The sequence below is a fragment of the Paenarthrobacter sp. GQ52 genome (assembly GCF_059759005.1).
In genome coordinates this window covers 238,307-264,929 of the sequence record NZ_JCAXEJ010000002.1, presented here as the reverse complement: position 1 = coordinate 264,929, position 26,623 = coordinate 238,307, and the positions used below count along the sequence as shown (strand labels likewise).

The window sequence follows — 26,623 nt, the reverse complement described above, 5'->3', positions numbered from 1 at the left end:
GACAGGAAGGAAAGTCACAAGCGCCAGGAGGACAAGATGAGCAAGGAAGAATCACCGGGGAAGATTGTTGTAGGGGTGGACGGTTCAGAACCGTCCATCGAGGCGCTCCGCGAAGCCCAACGTTTAGCAGTCGCCTTGGGGGCAACCGTTGAGGCCATTGCGTATTGGGATTTCCCTCCGGTCTATGAGGGCTATGTGGCCATGGGGATCACTGGGTTTGAGGAGGCTGCCGGGCAAGTCCTGAAGGAGTCAGTCGAAAAGGCATTCGGCATTGACGTGCCGGATAACGTCAGTTCCCGTCTGGAACAAGGCCATCCCCGGCAAGGACTGATCAAAGCCAGCCGCGGAGCAGAGCTGGTAGTCGTGGGCAGGCGTGGCCATGGCGGATTCGGCGGTCTGCTGATGGGATCGGTCAGCTCGGCTTGCGTCGCCCACGCACATTGCCCGGTTCTTGTGGTGCACACCTCCGAAAAGGAAGCCTGAAATGAGTGTGCCCAGCCAAGAACCAGCACGAATCGATGGTGCCCGTCACGTCAGCGAAGACCTCAGTGAGGTGCAGTGCTGGGAGAGGCTGAATTCGCACGACACGGGGCGGGTAGGATTCGTCCACCACGGCAGGGTCATGATCTTGCCTGTCAACTACCTGGTTCACGATCACGCCATCTACTTCCGCACCTCGCTCGAAGGGTTGATTGGTGGGTCGGTAGCCCGAATGCAGACATCCTTCCAGATCGACGATGCCAGGGCTGATCGAAGCGAAGGATGGTCGGTGTTGGTCAGCGGATCCTCGTCCCATGTCGTTGACCGGGAGTTACTCACGCGCCTTTGGGGCCATATGACGGCAGAGCCGTGGGCCGGTGGGGACAGAGGCCTCTTCGTCTGTATCCAACCCACCATCACTACAGGCAAGCACGTATATCTCGCCTAGCCGGCATCCGAAAAGTGCGGGCTTGCCCCGGGAACCGGCGAGCCCGCACTTTCGTACCCAGCAGGGAGTGTAACTGTTTGCTTTCAGTCGGAGTGCTTGACCGGGCTGATCCTCGCGATAATCGTGGGACATGGCAATTTGGTGAGAACCGCATGCGCTGTCGAGCCCAATAAGAGGCGTTTGAAACTGCCCCGTCCGCGGCTGCCTACCACCAGCAATTGTGCAGTGGCCCCTGCCGCGAGCAATGCTTCGGCGGGCCGCGTGTGGGTGTCGAGGACCTGGTGCACCACCAAATCAGGGTACTTGTCCGCCAATCCGGCGACAGTCTCGGCCAAGACCACGCGCTCCTCTTCCGTGATGACCTCGAAGTAGTTGGTGCGGGGTACACCACGCGTAACCCACGGTTCCGGCGTTAGGAAGGCGTGGAGAACAGTCAGCTCCTGGCCCTGGCGGTCGGCCTCCGCCGCGGCAAACGCGACGGCCTGTGTGGACTCTTCAGAACCATCTACGCCCACCACAATCCCTTTGCGGTTTGTCATGTCGTGCTCACCGACAACTGCTACCGGACAACGCGCAACGGCGGCGACCTGCAAAGCGCGATCGGTCAGGGAACCGCCAGCCCAGCCATGGCCGGAACCAATGACCACCATGGCGGCCTTTTTGGACCTCTTGCCCAACGCGTAGCCGGCTCCGCCCGAGACGAGGTCGGTGGTGACATTGACGGTGGGTTCCATCTTGGCGGCCCGGTCCTTCGCAGCAGCAAGAAAATTGATGCCGGATTCCCGGATCCACTCGTTGTACCCCACAGAATCGTACGCCCAGCGGTCATCCACAGCATGGACAAGCTGTACCGGCAGCTTCAAGGTGGCTGCTCGATGCATGGCCCACCCCATGGCGGCCTCGCTGCTGGGTGAATCGTTGACACCGACGACAATTGCTTCATTCATGGCTGGGCCCGTTCTTCGTTGATGGGTTCCCCGGACGTCGGCCGGGGCCTTGTTGCCAGTTTGTACCGGGTTCATAGGGCCGGTTAGGGCCGGAAGTCCTTATTCCGGTGTGGCGATGGAGACGGTCTCTTGGTATTCCGGGACGCGAGCCTTCCAACCCAATTCGTGCTTGATGCGGAGGCGAAGCGCCTCAGATGCATCCGGCTCTCCATGGGTGATGTACGTCATTCGTGGTGCATCTGGGGCTGAATGCATCCACCGGATGATGGCGTCAGAATCGGCATGTGCGCTGAAACCTTCCAGCTGGACCACCTCGGCCCTGATCTTGATGTCTTGTCCATAGATCCTCAGTTCACGTGAACCAGCAGCCAGCGCTGCGCCCCTGGTGCCGGCGGCCTGGTATCCGCTGAGGACAATCGCGTTGTTTGGGTCATTGCCGTACGCCTCGATGTGATGCAGTATCCGTCCACCCGTTAACATTCCACTGGCGGAGATGATGATCATGGGCCCACCCCTGAGGTTGAGCAGCTTTGAATCGTCTGCCGATCGGGTCATGGTGGCCACGTGGTACATGTCCTTGAATTCTTCCGGGCGCAGGCGATGTTCGTCCGGGTGCTGCTGGTACATGTAAGAGGCATCAATTGCCATGGGGCTATTGAGATAGACGGGAATATCCGGAATGAGGCCTTTTCGGCGAAGGCGCGCCAGCTGCAGCATGAGTGTCTCCGCCCGGCCGACGGCGAACGCCGCGATGAGAATGACGCCGCTGCGCTTGGCCACCTTGGAAATCACCTCGCCGAGTTCGGCTTCGGGGCTTCCGGAGGGATGCGTCCTGTTGCCGTAGGTGGATTCCGTGATAAGCACGTCGACGGACTCCAGCTCCCGGGGTGGGTACATCAAGGGGTCGTCGTCGCGGCCCAGGTCGCCGGTGAAATGAATGGAGTTTCCGCCCATGCGGATCTGTAGCTGCGCCGCTCCCAGGATGTGGCCGGCCGGTACGAACGTAGCCTCCACACCGCCTCCGAGGTCCAGGGCCGCGTCGAACTCAACAGGGCGGAAACTATTGAGCGACTTCACTGCATCTGCCGCCGTATACAGGGGCAAGGCAGGAGTGTGGATGGACGATCCACGTTGGTCGGCGTACCTGGCCTCTTCTTCCTGCAGGTGTCCGCTGTCTGGCAGCAGGAGTTTGCACAGTTCGGTGGTCCCGTGTGTGGCATGGACGGGACCTCTGAAACCATCCCTCACGAGCCTGGGAACGTACCCTGTGTGGTCCAAGTGGGCATGCGTCAGCAGGACAGCGTCAATGGATGCAGGGGAGACAGGAAAAGGCTGCCTGTTCCGTAAGCGGAGGCGTTTGTAGCCTTGGAACAGCCCGCAGTCGACCAGGATTCGTGTTCCGTTGAAGTCCACAAGGTAGCGGGAGCCAGTAACGGTGTCCGTGGCGCCAAGAAAGCGCAGCGTTGCGGGGTTTTTGGTGGCCATGACGATGCTCCATCTTTAAGGCAGGGTACGGCTCCACGGGGTGAACCGAGGCCGGGCCGTTGAGGGCTGCTCACCGCAATGAGGCCGTTGGCGCCGCGCGGTGACGCGGCGCCAATGAGTGGTTTGATGGTTACGGTGTAGACGCCACATGGTGGTGCCTGTATTCCTCAGTGCTTGGCCTGATCGCCAGAGCGGTCACCACCAAAGCCACCGCACCCGGTATCCAGGCACTCCATGCAGCGCCCGTCGCGGAGGTGAAGCCACCCACCCAAGGAGCCAGGAGGAGGGCTACTGCCACGATCGCCTGGGCCCACTCAGCCGCGGGCATTCCGGGCATCGCCAGATTCACCGCTCCTCCAATGACCAGCAAGAGGCCCAACGTGACCATGATCGCCGTCGACGATCCGGTTTGTGTGGTCCACATAACAGACAGAGCTGCATAGGCGCCGGCAGCGATCACGGTGTAGTCCTGCCAACGCGTCCATTTCTTCATGGGGATCGATACTCCTTCATTTTGTTCGATGCCGGGTCCGCCCACCTTCTGCGAGCGGTTTCGGGTCTCCCGTTCTTCCAGCGTCGGTACAAAGGCACGTTGCCAACAGGGCCAAAAGTCACACGCGCCGGCAGGGTCCTTGGGCCCTTGTGGGCAGGGCAGGCAGTCGGCAAGAATTTGGCAGAGCCGCCAACACAAAGCTCTCGATATTGCGGCCATCGGCCGCCGGACAGGAGAATCATGGATCGCCCAGAAACAGCCGGCCAAACCACCGGCGTTTCCCCCGGAGAACCAATCCGCGTTTTCATCCTCGACGACCACGAGTTGGTTCGCAGAGGCCTCCAGGAACTCTTGGAAGGCGAAGGTTTCGTGGTTGTCGGCATGACCGGTTCGGCGGAAGAAGCGACGCGCCGAATTCCCGCATTGCGTCCCGATGTCGCTGTTCTGGACGCACGGTTGCCCGACGGCACCGGAATCGAGGTCTGCCGGGACGTTCGCTCCGTCGACCCGGGACTGAATTGCCTGATCTTGACAAGCTACGACGACGAACAAGCCCTCCGCGCCGCTGTTCTTGCCGGAGCCGCAGGTTACATCCTGAAGGAAATCGGGGGCACAGACCTGCTGGGCGCCTTACGAAAAGCCGCCCACGGCGAGTCGTTGTTCGACGAAGCCGTCAAGACGAGAATCATCCAGGGCCTCACGGCGCCGAAGAGGCAGGATCCCAGGACAGCGTCCCTCACGCCGCAAGAACGCCGCGTCCTTGAATATGTTGGTCAAGGCATGACCAACCGCCAGATCGGCGAAGAAATGCTCCTGGCAGAGAAGACGGTGAAGAACTACGTCTCGTCCCTGCTGGCCAAACTAGGGTTTGAACGCCGAACCCAGGCGGCGGTGTTCATGGCTCAAGCACCTGAAAAGGATGCCGGTTCCCTGCGCTGAAGGATCAGCTGAGCGGAACAGACCATGTCACTGATGTCCCGTTACCAGGTGCGCGGGTGATGGTACTGGTGCCGTTCATCTCCTTTGCGCGCAGAGCTATGTTGGCCAGGCCGTTTCCCGGGGCAGGATCCACAAACCCGCATCCGTCGTCCACCACTTCCAGGGTCAGCCGTCCCTCGGCCACTGATACTGAAACGTTGATGGATTGAGCTCCTGAGTGGCGCACGGCATTGCTGAGGCCTTCAGATACGACAGCCAGCAGGTGTTTGATGATGGCTTCGTCATCTACCGAGTCAACGGCGCCAGCAAGCGTCAGATGTGGCGCGTACGGCAGGGACTTGGCACCGGCCTGGATCGACTGGAGGATGCGGCCGCTCAACGACTCCCGCTCACGGGTACTGGCCTGCAGCGAATAGATGGTGTTGCGGAGATCGCGGATACTTGTGTCCAACTCTTCCGTCACAGAGTCAATCCTGCTCAACGCAGCCTCGCCGGTTGTGAAGCGCCGGAGGCTTTGGACGCTCAGCCCAGCTGCAAACAGCCGTTGTATGACCAGGTCATGGAGATCCCGTGCGATCCTGTCCCTGTCGGAGAACACCACCACTTGTTCCCGGAGCCGGTGAATCCGTTCCAGCGCCAGCGCGAGGGCCACGTGGGAACCGAAGACTGCCCCCATCTCCACATCGGTTTTTGAAAAATTGCCGGTACCGGGATCGCGGGCAAGGACCAACAGACCGTGGTGGGCTCCTTGGGCACTGAGGTCGATGATCAACAGTTTGGCCGACACCCCTTCGACGGCGAGGCCGAGTAGAGCCTTGGAGTCATCAAGGCAAGTGGGCTTCCCGGTGCTTGCGACGCCCTGCACTTCCGTAGCTTCCATCGCCAAAGACGCGCCAGCGAAATCAGCCCCACGGGCTCCAGCCGTGCCCGCCACTACATAGGGCTCATGAGGAGACGGAACCAGGATCAAGGCCAGATGGGAACCCGACTCCCGGAGGGCCCTCGCCGCGATCAGGTCCAGTGCTGAGTTTTCGGCCTTCCCCAGCTGGTCGGCGCCGAGCATTCTTCCGGTGACGTCCATGCAGGCTTCAAGCCAGGACGCCCGTCGTCGTGCGTCTTCATACAGCCGGGCATTCTCGATTGCCACCCCGGCCGCAGCAGCCAGCGCAACGGCCAAGTCCTCATCTTCCGGAGTGAAGTCCCCGCCGCCTTCTTTTTCGGTGAGGTAGAGGTTCCCGAACACCACGTCCCTTACCCGCACCGGAACTCCGAGGAACGACTTCATGGGAGGGTGGTGCTGCGGGAATCCGTAGGCTTTCGGGTGGTGGCCGAGGTCGTGGAGGCGCAGCGGTGCCGGCTCTGTAATGAGCAGCCCGAGGACACCGTGTCCAGTAGGAAGCGGTCCGATGCGTTGGGCGAGTTCTGCGTCTATGCCCACAGTGATGAAATGACTGAGAGCGTTGTCCTCCCCGATGACACCCAAGGCGCCATAGCGCGCCTGGAGTAGCCGACATGCCGAGGTCACTACGCGGTCCAGTACCGCTTCGAGGCTCAGGTCTTCTGCCACGGCCACAACCGCCTCGAGCAAACCCCGTGTTCTTTCCTGCGCCTGGAGAAGCTCTCCGGCGCGGCCAACAAAGTCCTTCAGGAGGTCTTCAATCCGGATCCGCGGCACAGCGTTGGGCTGCGGCTCAGGTACTTCTGAGTCGTTCACCAGTTCCTTTCGACGAATGCTGGAAATCCTGTGAAGGGACCGGACGGCGTCCTGTTGCCAGACTACTCTGGCGCCCGCCCGTCAGCCATGGACATTGTGCATGTGGGCCTTTGTGCCCTGTTGTCCCCGCGCAGCCGGACCTACGGTCTAACCATGATGAACAAACCCATGGTTCCGGAAGCTGAGATCCTGGACAACAAGCAGTGTTGGGAGCTGCTGCGCGGTGTCTCGGTGGGCCGCCTCGCAGTCTGGGTGCAGGACCATCCCGACATCTTTCCCATTAACTACAAAGCAGACCACGGCACGCTTGTCTTCCGCACCGGCGAGGGGAGCAAGCTTCACGCCGCCCTCACCTCCACGCCGGTAGCGCTGGAAGCTGACGGAGTAGACGCACAGTCGGGAGTCGCGTGGAGTGTGGTGGTCAAAGGCGGTGCAGAGAGCATCAAGCTGACCCAGGAAGTACTGGACACTGTCGGTCTGCTGCTCTTCCCCTGGCAGGCCGGGCGGAAGGATCATTTTGTCCGGATCGTTCCCACCTCGCTGACCGGGCGCCGCTTCAAAGTGACCCCACCCCTGACATGGTGGAGTCCGCTCGACGACGCCACCCGGGCGGGTTTGGAATGACAACTAAGCCAGGTGCCGTCGTCGAACGTCTGGCACCGGACGAATGCTGGGACCTGTTGGCGCAGACCAACGTTGGCCGACTGGCCGTCCTGGTGGACGGACATCCCGATATCTTTCCAGTGAACTATGTGCTGGACGGTGACAGCATCGTGTTCCGAACCGGGGCGGGCACCAAGTTTTGGAGCACACTGACAACCCCTTGCGCCCTGGAAAGTGACGGCTACCGGACCTTCAGCGGAAAGGCATGGAGCGTGGTTGTCCGAGGGCAGACGCACCTGATACTCGACCGCCAGGAAAGAGCCGACGTCGACGCCCTGGGCCTGGATCCCTGGCAACCAGGCACCAAGGACTGCTATCTGAGGCTAACTCCGAATGCCGTCACGGGGCGCCGGTTCAAAACCACCAGGCCAGATCTTTGGGGTACCCCCTTGAACGACGCCCGCCTGGACGACTTCCACTAGCTCGCGCCCGGTGTTTCAGCCAGGCATAACAAGGACGGAACAACACTATGAAGGCACTCGTCTACGGTGGCCCCGGCGAAAAGTCCTGGACAGACGTTCCGGATCCCGTCATCCTGCACCCCACCGACGCAATCGTGCGTATCGACACCACCACCATTTGCGGTACGGATCTGCACATCCTCAAAGGGGACGTGCCTGCGGTCCAGCCAGGACGCATCCTCGGGCACGAAGGAGTGGGGACCGTCACCGATGTTGGGAGTTCAGTCAGTTCACTCCGCCGGGGGGACAGAGTGATCATCTCCTGTATCAAGTCATGTGGGCATTGCGGCAACTGTAGGAAGGGCCTGTTTTCCCACTGTCTCGGTGACGAAGGACAAACTGGAACCGGCTGGATCTTCGGCCACCTCATCGACGGTACCCAGGCCGAATCCGTTCGGGTTCCCTATGCCGAGAACTCCCTGCATAAACTGCCCCACGGCGTGACCGACGACGAAGCCGTGATGCTCTCCGACATACTGCCCACGGCCTTCGAAATCGGAGTCCAGGCCGGGCACGTGGCGCCGGGAGACGTCGTGGCCATCGTGGGGGCAGGACCCATTGGCCTGGCGGCCATGGCAACAGCCGGACTCCACGGTGCAGCCACCGTGGTGGCCATAGATCCAGACGAGGGCCGCCTCGCCAAGTCCCGCGACTTCGGAGCAACGCACACGGTCAATCCCAGCAACCCCGAATGGATTGCGGACGTTCTCGCCCTCACTGATGGCGCCGGGGTGGACGTGGCCATGGAAGCCGTCGGACTACCGGAGACTTTTGACATGGCCCTGCGACTGGTCCGCCCCGGCGGGCACGTTGCCAACATCGGGGTCCACGGAAAACCCGTCCAACTGCCCCTCCAGGACCTGTGGATTCAAAACATCAACATCAGCATGGGACTGGTCAACACCAACACCACCCCGATGCTGCTTCGCCTGGTGGCCCAACACAAGCTCCCGGCGGATAAGTTCGCTACGCATCATTTCGGGCTGGAACAGATCATGGATGCCTATGACACGTTCTCGCGAGCGGCGGAAACAGGGGCCCTGAAGGTGGTTCTCAGCCGAAACCCGCATGACTGATCAGCGGACATGACACAACGTCTGCTCCGCTCGGCCTTGCGCTTTCCGTTAGTGACAGCAACCCTGGTGGTGCTCGCCACCGTCGCGGTCCTGACAGCCATCGGACTGATACCGGCAGCCCAAGGGCTGGCGAGCATCTTTGCCCTTAGTGTCGCCCTGTACCGGGCCGGCACCATGATCAAGGGGCTCCTGCATGGACGCTGGGGCATAGACCTCTTGGCCGTGATGGCCATTTGCTCCACTATTGCAGTGGGGGAGTACCTGGCATCCCTGATCGTGGTGTTGATGCTGACAGGCGGCGAAGCGCTGGAACAATTTGCCCAAGGCAGGGCCACAAAGGAGCTCCGTGCACTCCTGGATCGGTCCCCACGGAACGCGCACCGGGAACGGCCCGGCCTGCCTGTGGAGGACATCTTGGTGGATGCCGTGGTTCCGGGGGACGTGCTGCTGGTCAGGCCGTCAGAGTTGGTACCGGTGGACGGAAGCTTGCTGTCCGACGTCGGAATCTTTGACGAGTCAGCGTTGACGGGCGAAAGCCTGCCTGCTGAGCGAACCATGGGCGAACTGCTGCTCAGCGGCTCGATCAACGGGGCCGATGCCGTGCGTATGATGGCCACGGCTACCGCGGCGGATTCCCAGTACAGCCAAATAGTTGCCTTGGTTCAGGAAGCTGCGGCAAGCCGGGCTCCGACGGTACGCCTCGCCGACAGATATGCGGTGCCGTTCACTCTGGTCGCCTTGGTGATGGCCGGCGCTGCGTGGTTCTTCAGCCAGGATCCGGGACGGTTCGCTGAGGTTTTGGTGGTAGCCACCCCGTGTCCTTTGCTGATAGCTGCACCTGTCGCGTTCCTCGCGGGGACCAGCAGGGCCGCACATGCCGGCATTATTATCAAAAACGCGGGGACGCTTGAGCAACTCAGTAGAGTCAAGACCGCCGTCTTCGACAAGACCGGGACCCTCACGCAAGGCAATCCTTCCCTGGCCGGGATCCGGGTGGCCCCGGCCTCGAATCTGTCCGAAGACGCCCTGCTGCATTTGGCCGCCTCCGCTGAGCAGTATTCCACCCACGTCCTGGCTGCTTCAGTCATGGCAGCAGCCCGAGCGCGCGGCCTGGCGCTTGTACCGGCAACGAGCGCGAGTGAACATGCAACCAACGGTGTCACGGCCGACTGCGGAGACCATCACGTTGTGGTTGGAAAACCTGCTTACGTCGGTTCCCTGGTGAGCGGCTTCGACAAAACGGCCCTGCCCGGAGGCCATCTCGGGATTTACGTCGGCGTGGATGGCCGGTTTGCCGGCACTCTGATCATGAGCGATCCATTGCGCCCAAATGCGAAGGACACCCTGACGGAACTTCGGAGGCTCGGGGTCGCGGAGACGATGCTCCTGACCGGAGACACTGCAACGACAGCCCAACACATCGCCGCGGAGGCGGGCATCAGCAACGTCGTTGCCGAATGCCTGCCTGCTGACAAAGTTACTGCCGTCGCCGCGCTTCCGCTCAGGCCCGTGATGATGGTGGGCGACGGCGTCAACGATGCCCCGGTACTGGCAGCGGCCGACGTCGGCATCGCCATGGGTGCCAAAGGCGCCACTGCGGCCAGCGAGTCGGCGGACGTGGTGGTTATGGTTGACGACCTATCCAAGGCTGCGGTCGCGGTTGGCATCGGGCAGCGTACCCTTCGAATCGCGCGGACCAGCATTTGGACTGGGATACTGCTGAGCCTCGGCCTGATGGTGATGGCCTCGTTAGGCATGATTCCGGCCGTCGCCGGGGCGCTGCTGCAGGAGCTGGTGGATCTTGCCACCATTCTCAATGCCCTCAGGGCCTTGGGTCCCGGACGGTCTGCTGCGTCAGTGCAGACTGCGGAGGGCCGTGGGGTCAATACCGCTCCGGCTCATCACCGAGTTCAAAGTGGCGGCCATGGACCCGGGTGGGAGTGATCTCCACGTAGGTGTATTTGCGCGTCGGAATCCACGGCTTCAGCGGCAGCTTGTCAGCTTCGTCGATCTCCGATTGCGACTCGATCACCCTGGCAGTTCCCTTAAGGACAACACTCCAGGCTTCGGCGTCGACGATCTCTTCAACTTCGAAGGCAACCTTCTCATTGACAGTCAGCTCAGCGAGCTTTGTTCCCGGATTCGTCCTCAGCAGCAGGCGCTGCTTGTGGGCGATGAAATTCAGTGGGTAGATGTCCGGCTCACCCAGGACGCTGACAGCCAAACGACCATGTTGGTTACGTTCCAGAACCTTCCATGAGTCGGCTTCGGATAGGACGGTTCCGGGGCGTTCGTCGGTTTCCATGGTCTATGTCTCCTGGGTGGGGTGGTGGCTGCTGGCGATTCGCCGCTTCGCCGTTGGTTTCGATGCTCCCGAGCCTATGACCGTCTCCCCGCCACCAACAGAGTCCAAGGTCCCGTGGGCAAAAGCTGCCATCGTGACCTTTGGCTCTGGTCTTGAGGGCCCGCAGGGTGGAACCTGAAGCATCGGATGACCGGCCCGGAGGGATTCACCATGGTCCAAGGCGTTTATGTTTTGTCCGTCGCACCGGAAGCAGGCAAATCACTTGTGGTCTTGGGCCTGGCTGACGCGTTGCACCGCAGAACAGGCCGTCTGGGTTTCTACCGGCCAATCGTGAACGGAACAGATCCGGCCGACGACCCGCTACTCCGGATGCTTCAGCGGCTTTACAACATGGACTCATTCCGCTGCAAAGGCGGAATGACTCTGGCTGATGCCCGGGCGGCACTGTCGGCAGGCCGCGAGGACGAGGTTGTTTCCCGGGCCCTTGAGGAGTACGGACGCATCGCCGAAGAATGTGACGTGGTTGTGGTGGACGGTTCGGACCTGAGGAGCTCGGACGCGGGGAGGGAGTTTGACCTGAACGCTCAGCTGGCCAACAATCTCGGCCTGCCGGTTCTTGCTGTCATCGGGGCACAGGGCTTGAGTCCCCGGGAGACCACACAGGCCGTGGCCGACGCATCACGGCAGCTCGCCGCAGCCAGAAGCACGGTGTTGTCGGTCGTGGTCAACCGCGCCCAGCCGGCAGCCATCGACACAGTCCGGGGCGCCGTTCGGACAGCTACCGGAAAGCTTCCAAGCTATGTGATTCCCGAGGTTGCTGAAATATCGACGCCCACCGTGGCCGACGTGGCGATGTCGTTGTCGCTTGAACGGCTCACGGGCAGCGCAGAGCTGGACCGGGACGTGGGTAGCGTGGAAGTGGCTGCGATGAACGTGGAGAACTTCCTGCGGCTGCTCAAGCCCGGGAACCTGGTGATTGTTCCCGGGGATCGCACAGACATCGTCATGGCGTGCATGGCCTCTGCCTTGTCGCCGGAGCTGCCGACACCGTCCGGAGTCATCCTGACCGATGGCCTGGTCCCCGCAAGCTACGTGCTGCCTTTGGTGGCGCATGCGCCATTCCCTGTCTTCGCTGCAACTACGGATACCTACACTGCGGCTCAACGGGTCTCGCACGTCCGCAGCGAGATCCACTCAGGGGAAAGCCGCCGGCTCGCTGCCGCGTTGGGCGTGTGGGCCCGCTCCATCGACGAAACAGAGTTGCTCGAACGTCTGGCGCTGCCGCGCCCGGCAACCATGACGCCGCTGCGCTTCCTCAATGACCTGGTGGAACGCGCCCGCCAGCAGAAAAAGCGCATCGTTCTGGCTGAGGGCACAGATAGCCGGGTATTGCGTGCGGCGGAGATTCTGCGACGCAGGGACGTGTGCCGCGTGACGCTTCTTGGGAACCCGTCGGCGGTCCGGGAGCTTGCCGATGCTGAAGGCATAGAGGTGGGTGGCATCACCATCATCGACCCTGCCCACTCGCCATTACGTGATCGATTCGCGATGGAATATCAACGGTTACGCGCCCACAAAGGCGTGATCCTGGAACGGGCCAGGGAAGTCATGCTCGATGGCGCCTACTTTGGCACCATGATGGTCCACCTGGGCGAGGCCGATGGGATGGTCTCCGGAGCGGCGCATACCACGGCCAACACGATTCGCCCGGCGTTGGAGTTCATGAAGAGCCAGCAAGGCAACAGACTGGTGTCCTCGGTGTTCTTCATGCTGTTTCCGGACCGCGTGCTGGTATACGGGGATTGCGCTGTGGTGCCGGATCCAACGGACCGGCAACTGGCGGACATTGCGCTCGCATCGGCCACGACGGCGGCGCACTTCGGCGTCGAGCCCAGGGTGGCTATGTTGTCCTACTCTACTGGCGTATCCGGCACCGGAACGGCGGTGGACAAGGTCAAGCGTGCCACGGACATGGTGGCGGCTGCCCGGCCGGACCTTGCGGTGGACGGGCCCATACAGTACGACGCCGCGGTGGATGCGGCTATCGCAAGTTCAAAGTTGCCGTCCTCTGCTGTCGCGGGAAGGGCGACAGTCTTCGTCTTCCCTGACCTGAACACAGGCAACAACACCTATAAGGCCGTGGAGCAGTCTTCCGGTGCTGTCGCCGTCGGGCCTATACTTCAGGGGCTCCGCAAACCCATCAACGACCTGTCCAGGGGATCGACAATCGAAGACATCATTAATACTGTCGCCATCACTGCTGTCCAAGCACAGGGGGAGAGCTAGCCCTTTTCGTCCTGAGTGACCACCAGGACGGGGCACTTCGCGTGGGCCGCGCAAGCCCGACTGACGGATCCAATGGGCTGATTGAGGAAACCACCGGAGCCCCGCCTCCCCACCACGAGCAGTTGTGCTCCGCGGCTTTCCTCGACAAGGACCTTGGCCGGTTCGCCGAACTTGACGGTCACTGTCAGGTGCTCCGGAACCTCCGAACCGAAGGCGCGTTCCAGCCCTTGATCCACCAGCCGTATGGCAGTCTCCTCAAGTTCCGAGGTGAAGCGTGTCAGTTCGGGCTCGAAGCGGGACGCCAAGTAGTAGTCGGACATTCCAATACAGGTGATGACATCCAGGGGCCCGCCCAACGCGGCTGCCATTCGACCGGCCATCTGCAAGGTGTTGGAGGAATATTCGGAGCCATCGACGCCGACAACGATCCGATCAGAGCGCGGTTGTGTATTCATGGGACCAGCCTGCCTTCCACATAGCCGCCCGACTAGGGTCGAAGGGCACGGATCCGGCGGGCTGCGTCACCGGGGGAGGGCCCCTCCGTGGCGCAGCCGTTTGTAGAGCCAGTCCGCGCCCAGCACGCCGGGAATCGCAAGGAGCGCAACGCCAAAGCCAGCGAGGGGAGGAGGAGCCTGACCCAGGATGCCCGCAATGGGAGGTACATAGAGGAACAGTGCCAAAGCCGCCAGTTCCACCCCTACGGCCCACAGCAGCAGCTTGTTGGTGAACCATCCCTGTTTCCACGCCGGAGCGGTAGCACTGCGGCATGCGAAGGCAGTTGCCAACTGGCCAAGGACCACCGCCGTGAACGCAGACCCTGATGCGCCCATCAGCACTTCCGGGTTCAGCGGATCCCCACGGCCCCAACCACTGCCGAAGAGAACCACAGAGAAAGCGCCCATGGCGAACAACGCCTCCGTGGGACCCATGACCGCGAACACCCTCACCATGAGTTGCCGATCCAGGAGATGCCGCTTTTCGGGAGGCCGGCTCAACACGCGTTTGCCTGGTGGTTCCGCCCCGAGGGCCAACGCGGGAAGCAGGTCGGTTCCGATGTCCAGGGCCAGTATCTGGAGGACGCCGAGGGCCAACGGAAATTGACCACCGGAAAGTGCCCAGATCACGAAGGGCGTGAGTTCAGCGACGTTGTCAGTCAGGTGGTAAGTGAGGAACCGGTGAATATTTGAATAGGTGGCCCGGCCCTGTTCTATTGCGGCGACGATGGTGGCGAAGTGGTCATCCAGCAGCACCAGGTCTGCGGCCTCACGGGCCACATCGGTGCCGCTGAGTCCCATGGCCACGCCGATATCGGCTTGGCGTAAAGCGGGACCGTCATTGACGCCGTCGCCGGTCATGGCAACAACGTGGCCGCGGCTCTGCAAAGCTTTGGCCACCCTGAGTTTCTGTTCGGGAGAAACGCGGCTCACCACCACTCCATCACGGTCCAGGAGCGCCCCCAGCACTTGTTCGTCAAGGGGGAGATCGGCGCCTTGAAAGACCAGGTCCGGGTGCCCCAGCAGGCCGATTTCCCGAGCAATTGCTGCTGCTGTGGAGGGGTGGTCGCCGGTGATCATCGCAATACGGATCCCCGCACCCCTGGCGGTTTTGATGACATCGGCCACGTCCGGTCGGGGTGGGTCATGGAGGCCAATGAGTCCTATGCCTTCGAGGTCCCGTTCAGCCTCGTCCGCAGGCCGGTTGCGCCAACTACCGGCTGCTCCAGGCAGTTCCCTCGTGGCGACGGCAATGACACGCAGGCCTTTGGCAGCCATGGCTTCTACTTCTTGGGACAGTTGAGCGGCTTCGACTCCGCAGAGTGGAAGGACGGATTCCGGAGCTCCCTTCAAGTAGAGGGTGTTACCCACAATCACAGACTCTCTCCGGCGGTCGGCGTCGAAGGCGAACCGTGCCGATGGCTGCAGTTCCTCTGGTGCACTTCCCACAAGGCGTCGCGACAAAGTGTCGATCGCTGCTTCCATGGGGTCCCCGCTCGCCACCCATTCGTCGCCGTGGAGCACTGCCCGCCCCTGCGAAGCGGCTCGGGCTGCACAGGCCACCCGGACAGCGGTTGGCTGCCCCTGCCCTTGCACCCGGGCCTCGGGTGCATAGCCGTCACCGCTAACATATAGCGGCCCTTCCAGTGTGAAGACCTCGACGGCGTTCATCCGGTTTTGCGTCAGCGTGCCGGTCTTGTCGGTGCAAATGAAGGTGGTTGAGCCGAGGGTCTCCACGGCTTCAAGGTTCCGCACGAGTGCGTTTCTCGACGCCATACGCTGTGCGCCCATGGCGAGCGACAAGGTAACCGTTGGTAGTAAGCCCTCGGGGATAAGCGCAACCGCTACCCCAATGGCAAACAGGAAGGAATCACGCCACACAATTCCGACGAGGAGCGAGACCACAAAGAACAGCCCAGCGACGGCGAGCGCCACGGTGGCAACCAAGCGGACTATTCTGCGCAGCTCCATGGTCAAAGGAGTTGGCGGAGATTTGGTGCCGCTGGTCAGCGCTGCGATGGCTGCCAGCTTGGTGTTGGCACCGGTGGCGGTCACCAGTCCTTCCGCTTCGCCATTGACCAGGAACGTTCCGCCCCACGCTGTGTCCGTCGCGGTTTTGGGTACGGCCTCGCTCTCTCCGGTGAGCATGGACTCATCGACGCTGCATGCTGATGCTGAGATGAACTGCACGTCTGCCGGCAACCTGTCCCCTGCGGTCAGGACCACCACATCTCCGGGTACCAAAGCACTCGCGTGCACGCTCTGAAGGCGCCCATCCCGCCGGACAGTGACGTCGGCGGGAAGCAGCCCTTGCAATCGTTCGGCTGCGTGTTGGGCGCGTTCCTGCTGAATATGGGCGAAAACGCCGTTGACGATCACCACGATGATGATTGCTATGCCCAGTTGTGGCATGCCTGCCACGTAGGCGAGTCCCGCTGCAACCCACAGCATCAGGGCGAAGAAGTGCGTCAGTTCCCCGAGCAGCTTTCGCCATTGGGGGACGTTCCTGGCGGTGGGCAGAACGTTTGGTCCGGTTCGTCGCAACAATTCGCCGGCGGCCTGCGAACTAAGGCCCTCGGCGCCCGGGGTCGCGGACAGCGAGGCCGGGGATGTGTTCCCAGGGGACATCTTCTCTCCAATGCGGGAATGCCTGTTCGATGAAAGACTCCACCGGGGAACTGTTCGCGTCTAGGGCCGAAAGGCACAGTGAGGCGGGACCTTCTGCCCTATGAGCGTGGGAACGGAGGGGTTAGGCTCGCCCCATGGAGAACACATCGATGGATCCAGACATCAAAGAGCTCAGTGTCCACGACTGCTGGAAGTACCTTCAGTCGGTGTCCATCGGCAGGATCGCCCTTATCAACGGCGAAGAGCCCGAGATCTTTCCAGTGAACTATGTGCCAAACTACGGAACGCTTCTTTTCAGGACGGGACCGGGGACCAAACTCGACGTCCTTCGGGAAGGGGCGGTGATTGCGCTGGAAGCCGATGGGTTCAACCGCTACGGGACCGTAGCCTGGAGCGTCATCCTCAAAGGAAGCCCGGAGTTCGTAACCCAGCCTGAAGACATCCAGGAGGCGGTGGAAGCAGGCCTTTCACCATGGCAGCCCGGCACCAAGGACGTCCTGGTCAGGGTCACGCCTACGGAGATCAGCGGACGCCGGTTCGTCATTGCGCCTCCGTCGAAGTGGTGGCCGCCGCTGGATCCGACCGCATCTGACGTTCACGACGGCGAAACTCAGGAGGTCCCGCCCGGCACCTCTGGCTAGGGTCGGGTCAGGAGAGTGGGGCACTGCACATGCAGGAGCACATGCTGGGCCACGGACCCCAGCAGTACGCTCAAGCCTCCTCGTCCTTTGCAGCCCATGACCAGCAACTGCGCTTCTCCAGCAGCAGCTATCAGCGCCTCTCCCGGGCCACGGGTGGTATCCAAGACTTCCTTCACGACGACGGACGGGAACTTGTCGTTGACCCGCTGAACAGCCGCGCTAAGGACATTCCCGCCCTCGGCGAGCCCAACTTCGGGACCTGTTGCATGGACAATGATCAATTCATCATCCAAACGTTGAGCCTCCCCGGCTCCTTGATCCAGAGCATCGAGTGACTCAGCGGAGCCGTCAACGCCAACCACTACGCCGTTACGCTGTTGAGGAGCAGGCCCCGGGACAACGGCGACGGCGCACTTGCTGGTAACAGCAACTTGGAAACTGACCGAACCGTATCCCTGCCCCTCCGTGCCGGGTCCGCGGTCTGTGCCCACCACCACCATCGAGTAGTCCGGTGACAAGGAAGCAATCGTTGCGGCAGGTTCGCCAGATAACCGCTGAGTCGTAATGCCCACGTTGGGAAAGGCTGCCGCCAGCCGTTGCGCTTCGCTGTTGAGCAGATCCTCAGCGCGGCCCAGGGCCAGTTGATGGTCGTTCTCCCGGGGGTAAGCCCACTCCCCGGGAACTACGTGGACCAGGGCCAGGCCAAGATCAAGGGAGTCCGCACGGGCAGCAGCCCACTCAGCCACAGGTGAGCCTGCCCGTGAGCCATCAAGGGCAACCAGAATCTGCATCTTCACGAACCGACGTTCCCTTCGGATTGTCAACGGTGGTGGTCTCCACTATCGGCGGGGCGGCCCGCCGTCGCAAGGGCCGGAAGGCCCTCCCACTGAACGCCTCAGTGCATTAGGGTCCACAGGAGAGGCATCGGCCGAAGCCTTCCCCGCGGAAGTGAGAGGAGAACATGCGTGTTCTTGTGCTGAATCCCGGCTCCTCATCGCTGAAGTACCACCTGCGTGACACAGCAGCTGCCAACCCGGCTGCTGCCCTTCTTGCGTCCGGACAGGTCGACTGGCCACCGGACGAGCGTTCCAGCGCGACCCGCCTGCAGGCTGCCTTTAAAGAGCTGAATGACACCATGAGGCGCCTCGCTACCGTGCATCCGGTGGCTATTGGACACCGCGTAGTCCACGGCGGCCCGCGGTTCAGCACCCCGGTACTTGTCACGGCGGATGTAATATCCGCCATTAAAGAACTAAGTCCCTTGGCACCGCTCCACAACCCGGCCAGTGTTGCCTGCATTGACGCCGCCGGCAAACATTGGCCCGATCTCCCACAAGTGGCGGTCTTCGACACGGCGTTCCACCGCTCCATTCCCGACTTCGCCGCCCGCTATGCCATTCCGGAGGACGCCTACCGGGCCCATCCAGTGAGGCGCTACGGCTTTCACGGAATCTCGGTGGAGATGGCCTGCCGTGACACAGCAGAGTTTCTCGACGTGGCGCCTTTGAATGCGATAGTGGCCCATGTTGGCAACGGCGCGTCCGTCACCGCCGTCAGGAACGGGCTCAGCGTGGACACCTCCATGGGAATGACCCCGTTGGAAGGGCTTGTCATGGGTACACGCTCCGGAGACCTGGACCCGTCCGTGGTCCTGCTGCTGCAGCAAGACGGGGCAACTGCGGACGAAGTCGACCACCTTCTGAACCACCAATCGGGGTTGCTGGCCATTGCGGGCTCCGCAGACATGCGGACCGTTGAAAAGGCGGCGGGCAGCGGCGAACCCAAGGCCCGTCTTGCTATCGACATGGCCGCCTACCGTCTCGCCAAGTACATAGCGGCCTATTCGATGGTTGTTGGTCGGTCTGATGCTCTGGTGTTCACCGGCGGCGTGGGGGAGAACTCGTCGACCTTCAGGGCGAAGGTGGTCTCCTGGCTGGGATCCCTGGGGCTTGGGCTTGATGAGGATCTGAATACGTCCGTCCTGGAAGGCATCCGAAAAATTAGCGCCATGAATTCCACCTTTCCTGTGCTCGTCGTGCCAAGCGATGAAGAACGCGCCATTGCAGAATCGACGGCGGCCTTGCTCGCCATGCCCACTAAGGAAGGTTGAACACGATATGAGCCTGGACGAGAACCGCGCCGCTACCAACATTGCGCTGGAAGGCGAGAACTTTGATCTCCTGCACCGGTATTGGTCTGCGGCCAACTATCTGACAGTTGCCCAGATCTATCTGCAGGAGAACCCCCTGCTCCGGGAGCCGCTGCAAGTAGAGCACATCAAACCCAGGCTCTTGGGTCACTGGGGCACGAGCCCCGGGTTGTCGCTGATCTATGCACACCTCAACCGCCTCATCCGTCGCACAACTGCGGAAGTTCTCTTCGTGGCCGGTCCTGGCCACGGGGGTCCCGCCGTCGTCGCCAATACCTATTTGGAAGGCAGCTACTCGGAGGTTTACCCGGCTGTTGGCCAAGATCTGAAAGGGCTTCGTCGGCTGGTCCGGCAGTTTTCGACGCCGGGCGGCATCGCCAGCCACGTCGGCCCGGCCACGCCTGGCTCCATCCACGAGGGCGGCGAACTGGGCTACTCCCTGATGCATGCTACAGGTGCGGCCATGGACAATCCGGACCTGATCGTTGCCTGCGTCGTCGGTGATGGAGAGGCCGAAACCGGTCCACTCGAAGGTTCTTGGAAGGCGCCGTCGTTCATCAATCCGCTGAGGGATGGGGCAGTACTTCCAATTGTCCACCTCAACGGTCATAAGATTTCCGGCCCCACCGTCCTGGGCAGACGCTCGAACACAGCCGTAGCGTCGCTATTAGAAGCGCACGGCTGGGATCCAGTCATCGTCTCTGGCGACGACCCAGCCAACATCCACCCCGCCCGCGCCTCAGCGCTGGACTCGGCCTACGCATCCATCCGCGCAATCCAGTCCCACGCCCGTAGAGAGGGAGTCACCGGGCCCGCACGATGGCCGGCCATCATCCTGCGCACCCCCAAAGGATGGACAGGACCGGTGACAGTGGACGGAAAGCCCGTAGAAGGAACCCACCGCTCCCACCAGGTCCCGCTGGCCGGAGTCAGAGACAACCGTGACCACCTCAAGCAATTTGAAGCGTGGATGCAATCCTACCGGCCGGAGGAACTGTTCGACGCCGACGGCCGGCTGGTTCCCGAACTCGCGCAACTCGCCCCGGACGGCGATCTACGCATGGGCGCCCTGCCGGCCAGCCGCGGATTGGGAAGCCGTGACCTGGACATACCCGCGCTCGATCGATATGCCATCGAGGCTGTTCCACGCGGGGGCGTGATGAGCGGGAGCACCAAACCGTTAGGGGAGATGCTTCGCGATATCTACATCGACACTGCCGATGACCCCAGATTCCGCCTCTTCTGCCCCGACGAAACCAACAGCAACAGACTCGGCGCAGTCTTTGAAGCCACCGACAGATGCCTCCTCGAACCGGCTGCGACCGCGGAAGCTGCGCTCGCAGACGACCATGTTTCCGCTAGCGGACGCGTCATGGAAGTCCTGTCCGAACATTTGTGCCAGGGGTGGCTGGAAGGTTACGTGCTAACGGGCCGACACGGCCTGTTCGCGAGCTACGAGGCGTTTGCGATGGTAAGTGCTTCCATGACCATTCAGCACGCCAAATGGCTGCAGCACTCGCGAGAGATGGAGTGGCGGCAGCACGTGCCAAGCCTGAACATCCTGCTGACCTCCACCTGTTGGCGGAACGATCACAACGGTTTCAGCCATCAAGGCCCGGGTCTCATCGACACGGTCCTGTCCCTGTCCAGCACAGTCACACGAATCTACTTCCCTCCTGATGCAAACACCTTGTTGGTCATCGCAGAACACATGCTGAACAGCAAGGACTACGTGAATCTGGTGGTCATCGATAAGCAGGAACATCTTCAGTACCTGACGCTCGAAGAGGCGCGGAAGCACGCAGCCGTGGGCGCATCCACATGGGATTGGGCTGGAAATGAGAATCCAGGAACTCCAGCCGCCAAGGGGCCGGACATTGTCCTCGCATGTGCCGGAGATGTTCCCACGCAGGAGACTTTAGCGGCCGCATGGCTCCTCAAACGGCACGTCCCAACCATGTCCGTCCGGGTGGTCAACGTCATGGACGTCATGGTCTTGCCACCTCCGGACTCGCATCCACATGGGCTTGCGAACGACAAGTTCGGAGCACTCTTCACCGCTGACGTGGACGTCGTGATGGCTTGGCATGGATACGCAAGGGCTCTCCACCAACTCCTGCACGGTCGCCCGCATCCCGAACGGTTCCATGTCCGTGGCTACAACGAGCAAGGCACCACCACCACGCCGTTCGACATGGTGGTCCTGAACAAGGTCAGCCGTTACCACCTGGTGATGGAAGCATTACGCCGGGCACGTGGGCAGTTTGCAGGGGCAGAGCAACTGCTGGAGCTTTGCAGGACGCAGTTGGACGCCCATTCCCGTTACATCCGCGAGCATTTTGAGGACCTCCCCGAAATCAGGGACTGGGTGTGGACGCAGCAACAGTAGGCTTCCAATGCAGGTCCAGTGTTCGTAGTGCGCAGGAGATTGTGGCTTCCTATAGCCCTGACCGGCCGGTCAGATCGCTTGGACGGTGGCCATCATGCCTTGGTCTTCGTGATCGAGGATGTGGCAGTGGAAGACGGTGCGGCCGGGGAAGTCATCGAATGCCACCCGGATCGTCACCCGGCCGCCGGCAGGGACATTGACCACATCCTGCCATCTGGGTTCGGTTACTTTGCGGTCGCCATCATGGATGACCTGCATGGGCCACACATGCAGGTGCAGGGGGTGGTCCATGGAGCTGGAGTTGACCAGGGTCCATTCCTCAACGGCGCCCACTGTGGTTGTCTGGTCGACTCGTTCGGGCTCGAATTCCCGGCCGTTGATGGTGAAGGCAATCATGCCTCCCGGTCCACTGTCCATGCCCGCGCCCAAGGTCAAGGTGCGGGCGGCAGCGAGAGGTTCCTTGCGAAGATCGCGTAGGGGGCGCCCATTGGGCACTGGCCGGAGATCAGTGCTCGCGCTTGCGGAGACGGCAAGAGAACATAGGTCGAGCGTCCCTCCACCGGCCAGGCTGCCGCCTCCCATGGCCGGGCCGCCCATCATGGGATTCATGCTGCCGCGGTTCACAGGGGTAGCAGTGAGCATGGAATTCGCTTCACGGGTTTCCACGAGCAGTTCTACCCGGTTGCCCGGTGCGAGAACCACCTCTGTGACTTCCTTAGGCTCCGGCAAGCGGCCCAGGTCGCGGCTGAGCAGGTGGACCTGCTGTCCGCTAAGTGACAATCGCAGGTATCGGGAGGGACAGGCATTGATGATCCGCCAGCGTTCCCGTTCTCCGGTTGCGGCGCGCAATTGTGGACGGATTCTGCCATTGACCAGGACCATCTGCCCTTCCCGTCCCATCATCCGCTGCATCTGGTCCGGCCGGGAAAGGTTGCCATCGGCCTCGAGAGACAAATCAGAGATCACCATCACCCTCTCTCTGCTGACTGGAATCCGTTCGGTGTCCTCCACCACAATTGCGCCGTAGAGACCACCGGCCACTTGGTCGGCGGCATGGCCGTGGTGATGGGGGTGGTACCAGTAAGTGCCCGGTGGGTGGTCTGCAGGCAGTGTGAACTCGTAGTCGAATGTTCCGCCCGGGGCAACGCTGATGAAGGGGTTGTCGCTTTTGCCCTGGGGGGAGACATGCAGCCCGTGTACATGCAGGTTTGTGGGTGCCTGCAGCTCGTTATGCAGGGTGATCCGGATCGCGTCGCCCGGGTTGACCCGCAAAGTCGGCCCGGGCAAGGAGCCGTTAAACGCGTTCACCGAAGCCTCCCGACCTCCGACCTGCACCTGAGCTGGTGCGGCGGTTAGCTGCACTTCCAGCACATGGTCGCGACTGGCCAGCACCTGGGGTTCGGCCAGGTCCAGCCCCGTGGTGTAGCTGGGCTGCGCACCGGGGCCGGTGGTCAGCCACAGCCCGGCGATGCCGGCGGCTGTGGCGCCGGCACCTGCTGCGCCCAGCACCAGCAGGTGCCGGCGCGTCAACGGTTTCACTGGCTGCTTCTTTCTAGTACTTCCAGTATGCGCCGCAGCACCGTATTACTTATTGCGCGTGGACCGATGGGATTCTAGGCCGTGGCTGCTTGGCGGGAGTTCTTCCATTCTTCCCAGGCGGCGTAGCTGCCGTCGAGTTCGACGACGTCGTACCCGGCTCGGCGGAGCGCGCTGGCCGCGACCGAGTTGCGTACCCCGCTTTGGCAGTAGCTAACAATGGTGCCGCCGGCAGGGAGCTCATCCAGGTGCCACATGATTCGGCCGCCGCTGAGCTGGTACGAGCCCGGGACATGTCCAGCCTCGTGCTCGGTCTTGTTGCGGACGTCCAAAACCATTGCGGCGTTGAAGCCCTCGAGTTCCTCGGGCTGGATCAGCTTCGGAGTGAAGGAGGGGAGTCCTTCGATGCTGGAGACGTAGCCGGCGACGTTGTCGATGCCGACCCGGATCAGGTGGTCCCACATGTCCGTGGCCAGTTCCTGGTTCTTTGCGAGGAGTACCAGCGGGTTCTTGTCCGTCTCGGGGTTAACTACCCAGGCACCATAGCTGGCCACGGACTTACCAGCGGGCACGTTCAGGGACCGGGCCACCGTGCCTTCGTGGACCTCGCTGTTGGGGCGCGTGTCGATGAAGGTCAGGCTGTTGTCCGCCAGGCCTGCAGCAACGATGCCGGTTGCCAGTTCGGGCAGCGGCGTCCGCTCACCCATCACGACAGGTCCTTCACGGTTTTCGCGTTTCATCCGGCTGAAGTAGGCGTGGGCGTCGGGCTGGCCGTCGAGGAGTTCGTCGATGAAGCCCTGTTCGTCATTGGCGGCGAGGTAGGGACCCCACCAGGAGTAGAGCCGCTCATAGCCAACGGTGGAGGACGGGATGGCGCCCAGGGCCTTGCCGCATGCGCTGCCGGCGCCGTGGGCCGGGTGGACCTGCACGTAGTCCGGCAGAGCCAGGAACTTATCCCGCAGGCTCGCGAACAGCTGCTTTGCGCCTTCAAAGCGGGTGTCGATGCCGCCGGCTGCCTCATCAAGCAAGTCCGGCCGGCCCAGGTCGCCGGAGAAGACGAAGTCACCGGACAGCAGGTAGCCGGGCTGGTCGCTGAACGCACCGTCAGTGACCAGAAAGGACAGATGCTCCGGGGTATGGCCAGGGGTATGGACTGCCTGGATGCTGATGTTGCCCAGGGCGATGGCATCCCCGTCGTAGAGACGTTCGCCGTCGAATTCGTACTGCCAGTCCGGGCCTCCCTCGCCGGAGACGTAAATTTTCGCGCCGGTGGCAGCGGCCAACTCGCGGGTACCGGAAAGGTAGTCGGCGTGGATGTGGGTTTCGGTGACGGCTACGATCTTCATGCCGTTCTTCTCCGCCAGTTCCTGGTACACCGCGATGTCGCGGCGGCCGTCCACCACAATGGCTTCACCCTTGGCCTGGCAGCCAATCAGGTAGCTGGCCTGGGCGAGGTCTTCGTCGTAAAAGCGCTCGATAAGCATCTCTAGTCTCCTTTGGTCCAGGGGTTTTGGGTTTTTGCGTTTCTTAGTGGCGACGTTCTGCGGCGTTGGCGCGAACGGTGTTCAAGTCCAGATCCTTTACGGCCTGGATGACCTCTTCGAGACCGGTTGCACTCATCGCTCCGGGCTGGGAATAGACCAGGGTTTTGTCCTTGAATGCCATGAGGGTAGGTATTGATGCGATGTTCGCAGCTGCGGCGAGGCCCTGCTCTAATTCCGTGTTAACTTTTGCAAAGGTGATTTCGGGGTGCCTTTCGGCTGCCGCCCTGTAAGTAGGAGCGAACATGCGGCAGGGGCCGCACCAGGCTGCCCAGAAGTCAACGAAGACGATCTGGTTATTTTCCAGGGTGTTCCGGAAGGTTTGTTCGGTGACGTCGATGGTTGCCATGGCTTAAGGTGTCCTTTCTGGTGTTGCTTCTCGTATGGGTGAATCAAGCCGGGGAAGGGGCGGTGCTCCGCCTGCGCAGCGGGCAGGAACTTATGAAAAGCCAACACACGACGGCGGTGGCTGCCGTGAGGGTGGCGACTCCGGTGCCCATGAACCATCGGAGTTCGGCGGGAGCTTGTTGGATGAGCACAAAGGCTCCCATCGCCAGGACGAACCAGCCGAAAATCTTGCGAAGGGCACCTTCCGGAATGCGGCCAGCGAGCTTGGAGCCGATGAGTGACCCCACGATCGCCGCAGCCGTCACGCCGAGTGTGATTCCCCAGTCGAGCTGCACGGTGGTGAGATAGCCGGTGAGTCCCGCAAAGGACTTCATTGCAATAACCACCAGTGAGGTGCCCACAGCGGCTGACATTGGAAGTCCGCCCAACAATGCCAGAGCCGGGACCACAAGGAATCCGCCGCCCGCACCGACCACGCCGGTGACGAGCCCAACCACCACCCCGTCCAGCAGCACCCTGCGAAGGGGAAGCTCCTGCCTCACGGGCGTCGCGTCGTCGTCGATCTTCTTTCTCCGGCCGCGAAGCATAGCCACGGACGTCGCCACCATCATGACGGCAAAAGCGACAAGGAGGATCTGCCCGGGGATGTGACCTCCGAGCAGCCCACCGACGAACGCGCCGGCCATGCCGGCCGCTCCGAAAATCAAGCCGGTCCGCCACCTGACCCTGCCGCGGCGGGCGTGGCTGAGCGCGCTAAGGATGGCGGTGACGCCGACGACGAAAAGGGAGGCTGCGATGGCTTCCTTGGCCTCGAAGCCGGCCACGTAAACCAGGATCGGGACAGTCAGGATCGATCCACCCCCGCCCAGCGCGCCGAGAGATAGTCCGATGACCACCGCGAGGGTGAGAACCAGAATCAAGGTGATGGTCATGAAGCCTTTGCCTCCCCATGAGCACTGACCACCGGAAGGGTCAAAATAGCGGTTTCGCGGGTCAGCTCCTCCGCAGCCTTATTCCACGGCATTCCGGAGAGTGCTTTGCCCATGGCGCACGTGTTGGTAGCCGCGGAGAACGTCAAGCCCGCCCCGATGGCGCCGGCGAGAATACGGACCTTCGGGGATACGAATTTGCCTCCGGTTAACCCCAAGACCACCAGCGAGCCTGCGGCGAGGCGGACTTGACGATCCACATCCCAGCGGCGCTTTCCCCTCACAACGTCACCGCCAGCTTCAGCGAAACCGGGAGCTCCGCCGCTCAGGACATATGCGCCGGCGATGCCGGCAGTGTTGAGGCGGTGGCGTGCCTGCTCGGCGCGTGCGCCGGACTGGCAGACCAGGACCACGCGGGAGCCCAGTCTGGCGGCGAGTTCTTCTGTGTGTTCCGACAGCAACGGCAGCGGCACGTTGTAGGAACCCCGAATGTGCAGGGATTCGAATTCTGCAGCTGAGCGTACATCGATCACTACGAGGTCCTGATGCTCAGAAATCCAGCTGAGAAGGGTTTCCGGGGTTAGTGCGGTATTGGCGGGAGTTGTGGACGAGAAAGTCATTTTGGCTTCTCCGAGGTCATGGGATGTATACCCCACCCAGTATTACGGATA

General features: G+C 62.0%; 25 protein-coding genes. 12 read left to right on the top strand and 13 right to left on the bottom strand.

Annotated features, from left to right (window positions below; translation table 11 throughout):
* The first annotated feature begins 36 nt into the window (after positions 1–36).
* Together AC6CH8_RS04750 and AC6CH8_RS04745 are read left to right on the top strand one after the other, a co-directional pair.
* On the top strand, positions 37–483 hold the full coding sequence (locus tag AC6CH8_RS04750) for a universal stress protein (protein ID WP_498189018.1): 447 nt from the start codon (positions 37–39) through the stop codon (positions 481–483).
* A gap of 1 nt (position 484) precedes the next feature.
* Entirely contained in the window at positions 485–928 is a 444-nt protein-coding gene (locus AC6CH8_RS04745; RefSeq protein WP_498189016.1) for a pyridoxamine 5'-phosphate oxidase family protein, read from the top strand.
* A gap of 83 nt (positions 929–1,011) precedes the next feature.
* Here the strand turns inward: AC6CH8_RS04745 and AC6CH8_RS04740 are convergent, their stop codons facing one another.
* From AC6CH8_RS04740 to AC6CH8_RS04730, 3 genes are all read right to left on the bottom strand, one after another.
* Positions 1,012–1,875, bottom strand: a complete 864-nt coding sequence (locus AC6CH8_RS04740) for a universal stress protein (protein WP_498189014.1) — start codon at positions 1,873–1,875, stop codon at positions 1,012–1,014.
* Between the two features lie 99 nt (positions 1,876–1,974).
* Positions 1,975–3,360, bottom strand: a complete 1,386-nt coding sequence (locus tag AC6CH8_RS04735) for an MBL fold metallo-hydrolase RNA specificity domain-containing protein (protein WP_498189012.1) — start codon at positions 3,358–3,360, stop codon at positions 1,975–1,977.
* Positions 3,361–3,490: 130 nt separating this feature from the next.
* Positions 3,491–3,853 carry an SPW repeat protein gene (locus AC6CH8_RS04730; RefSeq protein ID WP_498189010.1) on the bottom strand — a complete coding sequence of 121 codons (363 nt, stop codon included), beginning with the start codon at positions 3,851–3,853 and terminating at the stop codon, positions 3,491–3,493.
* Positions 3,854–4,093: 240 nt separating this feature from the next.
* Here AC6CH8_RS04730 and AC6CH8_RS04725 point away from each other — a divergent pair, with 240 nt between their 5' ends.
* Complete coding sequence (locus AC6CH8_RS04725; protein ID WP_498189008.1) at positions 4,094–4,792, top strand: response regulator; 699 nt, start codon at positions 4,094–4,096, stop codon at positions 4,790–4,792.
* A 4-nt stretch (positions 4,793–4,796) separates the two neighbouring features.
* Here AC6CH8_RS04725 and AC6CH8_RS04720 read toward each other — a convergent pair whose 3' ends face one another.
* Complete coding sequence (locus AC6CH8_RS04720; RefSeq protein WP_498189006.1) at positions 4,797–6,506, bottom strand: GAF domain-containing sensor histidine kinase; 1,710 nt, start codon at positions 6,504–6,506, stop codon at positions 4,797–4,799.
* A gap of 153 nt (positions 6,507–6,659) precedes the next feature.
* On the opposite strand from AC6CH8_RS04720, the gene AC6CH8_RS04715 reads away from it, so the two are divergent.
* The 4 genes from AC6CH8_RS04715 to AC6CH8_RS04700 are packed head-to-tail and all read left to right on the top strand — an operon-like array spanning position 6,660 to position 10,650.
* Positions 6,660–7,130, top strand: a complete 471-nt coding sequence (locus AC6CH8_RS04715; protein WP_498189004.1) for a pyridoxamine 5'-phosphate oxidase family protein — start codon at positions 6,660–6,662, stop codon at positions 7,128–7,130.
* Positions 7,127–7,591: a pyridoxamine 5'-phosphate oxidase family protein gene (locus AC6CH8_RS04710; RefSeq protein ID WP_498189002.1), complete on the top strand. Its 465-nt coding sequence runs from the start codon at positions 7,127–7,129 to the stop codon at positions 7,589–7,591. Before AC6CH8_RS04715 ends, AC6CH8_RS04710 begins: the two co-directional genes overlap by 4 nt.
* A gap of 47 nt (positions 7,592–7,638) precedes the next feature.
* Entirely contained in the window at positions 7,639–8,706 is a 1,068-nt protein-coding gene (locus tag AC6CH8_RS04705; RefSeq protein ID WP_498189000.1) for a zinc-dependent alcohol dehydrogenase family protein, read from the top strand.
* Positions 8,707–8,715: 9 nt separating this feature from the next.
* Entirely contained in the window at positions 8,716–10,650 is a 1,935-nt protein-coding gene (locus AC6CH8_RS04700; protein ID WP_498188998.1) for a heavy metal translocating P-type ATPase, read from the top strand.
* Here the strand turns inward: AC6CH8_RS04700 and AC6CH8_RS04695 are convergent.
* Positions 10,589–11,011 carry a pyridoxamine 5'-phosphate oxidase family protein gene (locus AC6CH8_RS04695; protein WP_091467011.1) on the bottom strand — a complete coding sequence of 141 codons (423 nt, stop codon included), beginning with the start codon at positions 11,009–11,011 and terminating at the stop codon, positions 10,589–10,591. The two genes, AC6CH8_RS04700 and AC6CH8_RS04695, sit on opposite strands and share 62 nt — an antisense overlap.
* On the opposite strand from AC6CH8_RS04695, the gene AC6CH8_RS04690 reads away from it, so the two are divergent.
* Both AC6CH8_RS04690 and pta read left to right on the top strand, forming a co-directional pair.
* Positions 11,010–11,189, top strand: coding sequence for a hypothetical protein (locus AC6CH8_RS04690; RefSeq protein WP_498188996.1), 180 nt, complete (start codon positions 11,010–11,012; stop codon positions 11,187–11,189). The genes AC6CH8_RS04695 and AC6CH8_RS04690 overlap by 2 nt on opposite strands.
* Positions 11,190–11,221: 32 nt before the next feature.
* On the top strand, positions 11,222–13,297 hold the full coding sequence (gene pta / locus AC6CH8_RS04685; protein ID WP_498189253.1) for a phosphate acetyltransferase: 2,076 nt from the start codon (positions 11,222–11,224) through the stop codon (positions 13,295–13,297).
* Here the strand turns inward: pta and AC6CH8_RS04680 are convergent.
* Both AC6CH8_RS04680 and AC6CH8_RS04675 read right to left on the bottom strand, forming a co-directional pair.
* Positions 13,294–13,752: a universal stress protein gene (locus tag AC6CH8_RS04680; protein ID WP_498188994.1), complete on the bottom strand. Its 459-nt coding sequence runs from the start codon at positions 13,750–13,752 to the stop codon at positions 13,294–13,296. The genes pta and AC6CH8_RS04680 overlap by 4 nt on opposite strands.
* A 66-nt stretch (positions 13,753–13,818) precedes the next feature.
* The gene (locus tag AC6CH8_RS04675) at positions 13,819–16,419 is read right to left on the bottom strand and encodes a cation-translocating P-type ATPase (protein ID WP_498188992.1); all 2,601 of its coding nucleotides are present in this window, start codon (positions 16,417–16,419) and stop codon (positions 13,819–13,821) included.
* 134 nt (positions 16,420–16,553) lie between these two features.
* On the opposite strand from AC6CH8_RS04675, the gene AC6CH8_RS04670 reads away from it, so the two are divergent.
* Positions 16,554–17,060, top strand: a complete 507-nt coding sequence (locus tag AC6CH8_RS04670; RefSeq protein WP_498188990.1) for a pyridoxamine 5'-phosphate oxidase family protein — start codon at positions 16,554–16,556, stop codon at positions 17,058–17,060.
* On the opposite strand, the gene AC6CH8_RS04665 is transcribed toward AC6CH8_RS04670, so the two are convergent.
* Positions 17,057–17,851: a universal stress protein gene (locus tag AC6CH8_RS04665; RefSeq protein WP_498189251.1), complete on the bottom strand. Its 795-nt coding sequence runs from the start codon at positions 17,849–17,851 to the stop codon at positions 17,057–17,059. The two genes, AC6CH8_RS04670 and AC6CH8_RS04665, sit on opposite strands and share 4 nt — an antisense overlap.
* Positions 17,852–18,021: 170 nt before the next feature.
* Here AC6CH8_RS04665 and AC6CH8_RS04660 point away from each other — a divergent pair, with 170 nt between their 5' ends.
* Both AC6CH8_RS04660 and AC6CH8_RS04655 read left to right on the top strand, forming a co-directional pair.
* Positions 18,022–19,170, top strand: coding sequence for an acetate/propionate family kinase (locus AC6CH8_RS04660; RefSeq protein ID WP_498188988.1), 1,149 nt, complete (start codon positions 18,022–18,024; stop codon positions 19,168–19,170).
* A gap of 7 nt (positions 19,171–19,177) precedes the next feature.
* Positions 19,178–21,598, top strand: coding sequence for a phosphoketolase family protein (locus tag AC6CH8_RS04655; RefSeq protein WP_498188986.1), 2,421 nt, complete (start codon positions 19,178–19,180; stop codon positions 21,596–21,598).
* A gap of 69 nt (positions 21,599–21,667) precedes the next feature.
* Here AC6CH8_RS04655 and AC6CH8_RS04650 read toward each other — a convergent pair whose 3' ends face one another.
* The 5 genes from AC6CH8_RS04650 to AC6CH8_RS04630 form a co-directional block, all read right to left on the bottom strand.
* On the bottom strand, positions 21,668–23,137 hold the full coding sequence (locus AC6CH8_RS04650) for a multicopper oxidase family protein (protein WP_498188984.1): 1,470 nt from the start codon (positions 23,135–23,137) through the stop codon (positions 21,668–21,670).
* 74 nt (positions 23,138–23,211) lie between these two features.
* Entirely contained in the window at positions 23,212–24,618 is a 1,407-nt protein-coding gene (locus tag AC6CH8_RS04645; RefSeq protein WP_498188982.1) for an MBL fold metallo-hydrolase, read from the bottom strand.
* A 43-nt stretch (positions 24,619–24,661) separates the two neighbouring features.
* Positions 24,662–25,024, bottom strand: coding sequence for a thioredoxin (gene trxA / locus AC6CH8_RS04640; protein ID WP_498188981.1), 363 nt, complete (start codon positions 25,022–25,024; stop codon positions 24,662–24,664).
* Between the two features lie 43 nt (positions 25,025–25,067).
* The gene (locus AC6CH8_RS04635; protein ID WP_498188980.1) at positions 25,068–25,955 is read right to left on the bottom strand and encodes a sulfite exporter TauE/SafE family protein; all 888 of its coding nucleotides are present in this window, start codon (positions 25,953–25,955) and stop codon (positions 25,068–25,070) included.
* Positions 25,952–26,572 carry a rhodanese-like domain-containing protein gene (locus tag AC6CH8_RS04630; protein ID WP_498188979.1) on the bottom strand — a complete coding sequence of 207 codons (621 nt, stop codon included), beginning with the start codon at positions 26,570–26,572 and terminating at the stop codon, positions 25,952–25,954. Before AC6CH8_RS04630 ends, AC6CH8_RS04635 begins: the two co-directional genes overlap by 4 nt.
* Positions 26,573–26,623: the final 51 nt, after the last annotated feature.

What these genes read in the sequence shown, in the direction of transcription:
- AC6CH8_RS04750 (WP_498189018.1), top strand. Translation starts at nt 37, where the DNA reads ATGAGCAAGGAAGAATCACCGGGGAAGATTGTTGTAGGGGTGGACGGT.
- AC6CH8_RS04745 (WP_498189016.1), top strand. Translation starts at nt 485, where the DNA reads ATGAGTGTGCCCAGCCAAGAACCAGCACGAATCGATGGTGCCCGTCAC.
- AC6CH8_RS04740 (WP_498189014.1), bottom strand. Translation starts at nt 1,875, where the DNA reads ATGAATGAAGCAATTGTCGTCGGTGTCAACGATTCACCCAGCAGCGAG.
- AC6CH8_RS04735 (WP_498189012.1), bottom strand. Translation starts at nt 3,360, where the DNA reads ATGGCCACCAAAAACCCCGCAACGCTGCGCTTTCTTGGCGCCACGGAC.
- AC6CH8_RS04730 (WP_498189010.1), bottom strand. Translation starts at nt 3,853, where the DNA reads ATGAAGAAATGGACGCGTTGGCAGGACTACACCGTGATCGCTGCCGGC.
- AC6CH8_RS04725 (WP_498189008.1), top strand. Translation starts at nt 4,094, where the DNA reads ATGGATCGCCCAGAAACAGCCGGCCAAACCACCGGCGTTTCCCCCGGA.
- AC6CH8_RS04715 (WP_498189004.1), top strand. Translation starts at nt 6,660, where the DNA reads ATGATGAACAAACCCATGGTTCCGGAAGCTGAGATCCTGGACAACAAG.
- AC6CH8_RS04710 (WP_498189002.1), top strand. Translation starts at nt 7,127, where the DNA reads ATGACAACTAAGCCAGGTGCCGTCGTCGAACGTCTGGCACCGGACGAA.
- AC6CH8_RS04705 (WP_498189000.1), top strand. Translation starts at nt 7,639, where the DNA reads ATGAAGGCACTCGTCTACGGTGGCCCCGGCGAAAAGTCCTGGACAGAC.
- AC6CH8_RS04700 (WP_498188998.1), top strand. Translation starts at nt 8,716, where the DNA reads ATGACACAACGTCTGCTCCGCTCGGCCTTGCGCTTTCCGTTAGTGACA.
- AC6CH8_RS04690 (WP_498188996.1), top strand. Translation starts at nt 11,010, where the DNA reads ATGGTCTATGTCTCCTGGGTGGGGTGGTGGCTGCTGGCGATTCGCCGC.
- AC6CH8_RS04695 (WP_091467011.1), bottom strand. Translation starts at nt 11,011, where the DNA reads ATGGAAACCGACGAACGCCCCGGAACCGTCCTATCCGAAGCCGACTCA.
- pta (WP_498189253.1), top strand. Translation starts at nt 11,222, where the DNA reads ATGGTCCAAGGCGTTTATGTTTTGTCCGTCGCACCGGAAGCAGGCAAA.
- AC6CH8_RS04680 (WP_498188994.1), bottom strand. Translation starts at nt 13,752, where the DNA reads ATGAATACACAACCGCGCTCTGATCGGATCGTTGTCGGCGTCGATGGC.
- AC6CH8_RS04675 (WP_498188992.1), bottom strand. Translation starts at nt 16,419, where the DNA reads ATGTCCCCTGGGAACACATCCCCGGCCTCGCTGTCCGCGACCCCGGGC.
- AC6CH8_RS04670 (WP_498188990.1), top strand. Translation starts at nt 16,554, where the DNA reads ATGGAGAACACATCGATGGATCCAGACATCAAAGAGCTCAGTGTCCAC.
- AC6CH8_RS04665 (WP_498189251.1), bottom strand. Translation starts at nt 17,851, where the DNA reads ATGCAGATTCTGGTTGCCCTTGATGGCTCACGGGCAGGCTCACCTGTG.
- AC6CH8_RS04660 (WP_498188988.1), top strand. Translation starts at nt 18,022, where the DNA reads ATGCGTGTTCTTGTGCTGAATCCCGGCTCCTCATCGCTGAAGTACCAC.
- AC6CH8_RS04655 (WP_498188986.1), top strand. Translation starts at nt 19,178, where the DNA reads ATGAGCCTGGACGAGAACCGCGCCGCTACCAACATTGCGCTGGAAGGC.
- AC6CH8_RS04645 (WP_498188982.1), bottom strand. Translation starts at nt 24,618, where the DNA reads ATGCTTATCGAGCGCTTTTACGACGAAGACCTCGCCCAGGCCAGCTAC.
- trxA (WP_498188981.1), bottom strand. Translation starts at nt 25,024, where the DNA reads ATGGCAACCATCGACGTCACCGAACAAACCTTCCGGAACACCCTGGAA.
- AC6CH8_RS04635 (WP_498188980.1), bottom strand. Translation starts at nt 25,955, where the DNA reads ATGACCATCACCTTGATTCTGGTTCTCACCCTCGCGGTGGTCATCGGA.
- AC6CH8_RS04630 (WP_498188979.1), bottom strand. Translation starts at nt 26,572, where the DNA reads ATGACTTTCTCGTCCACAACTCCCGCCAATACCGCACTAACCCCGGAA.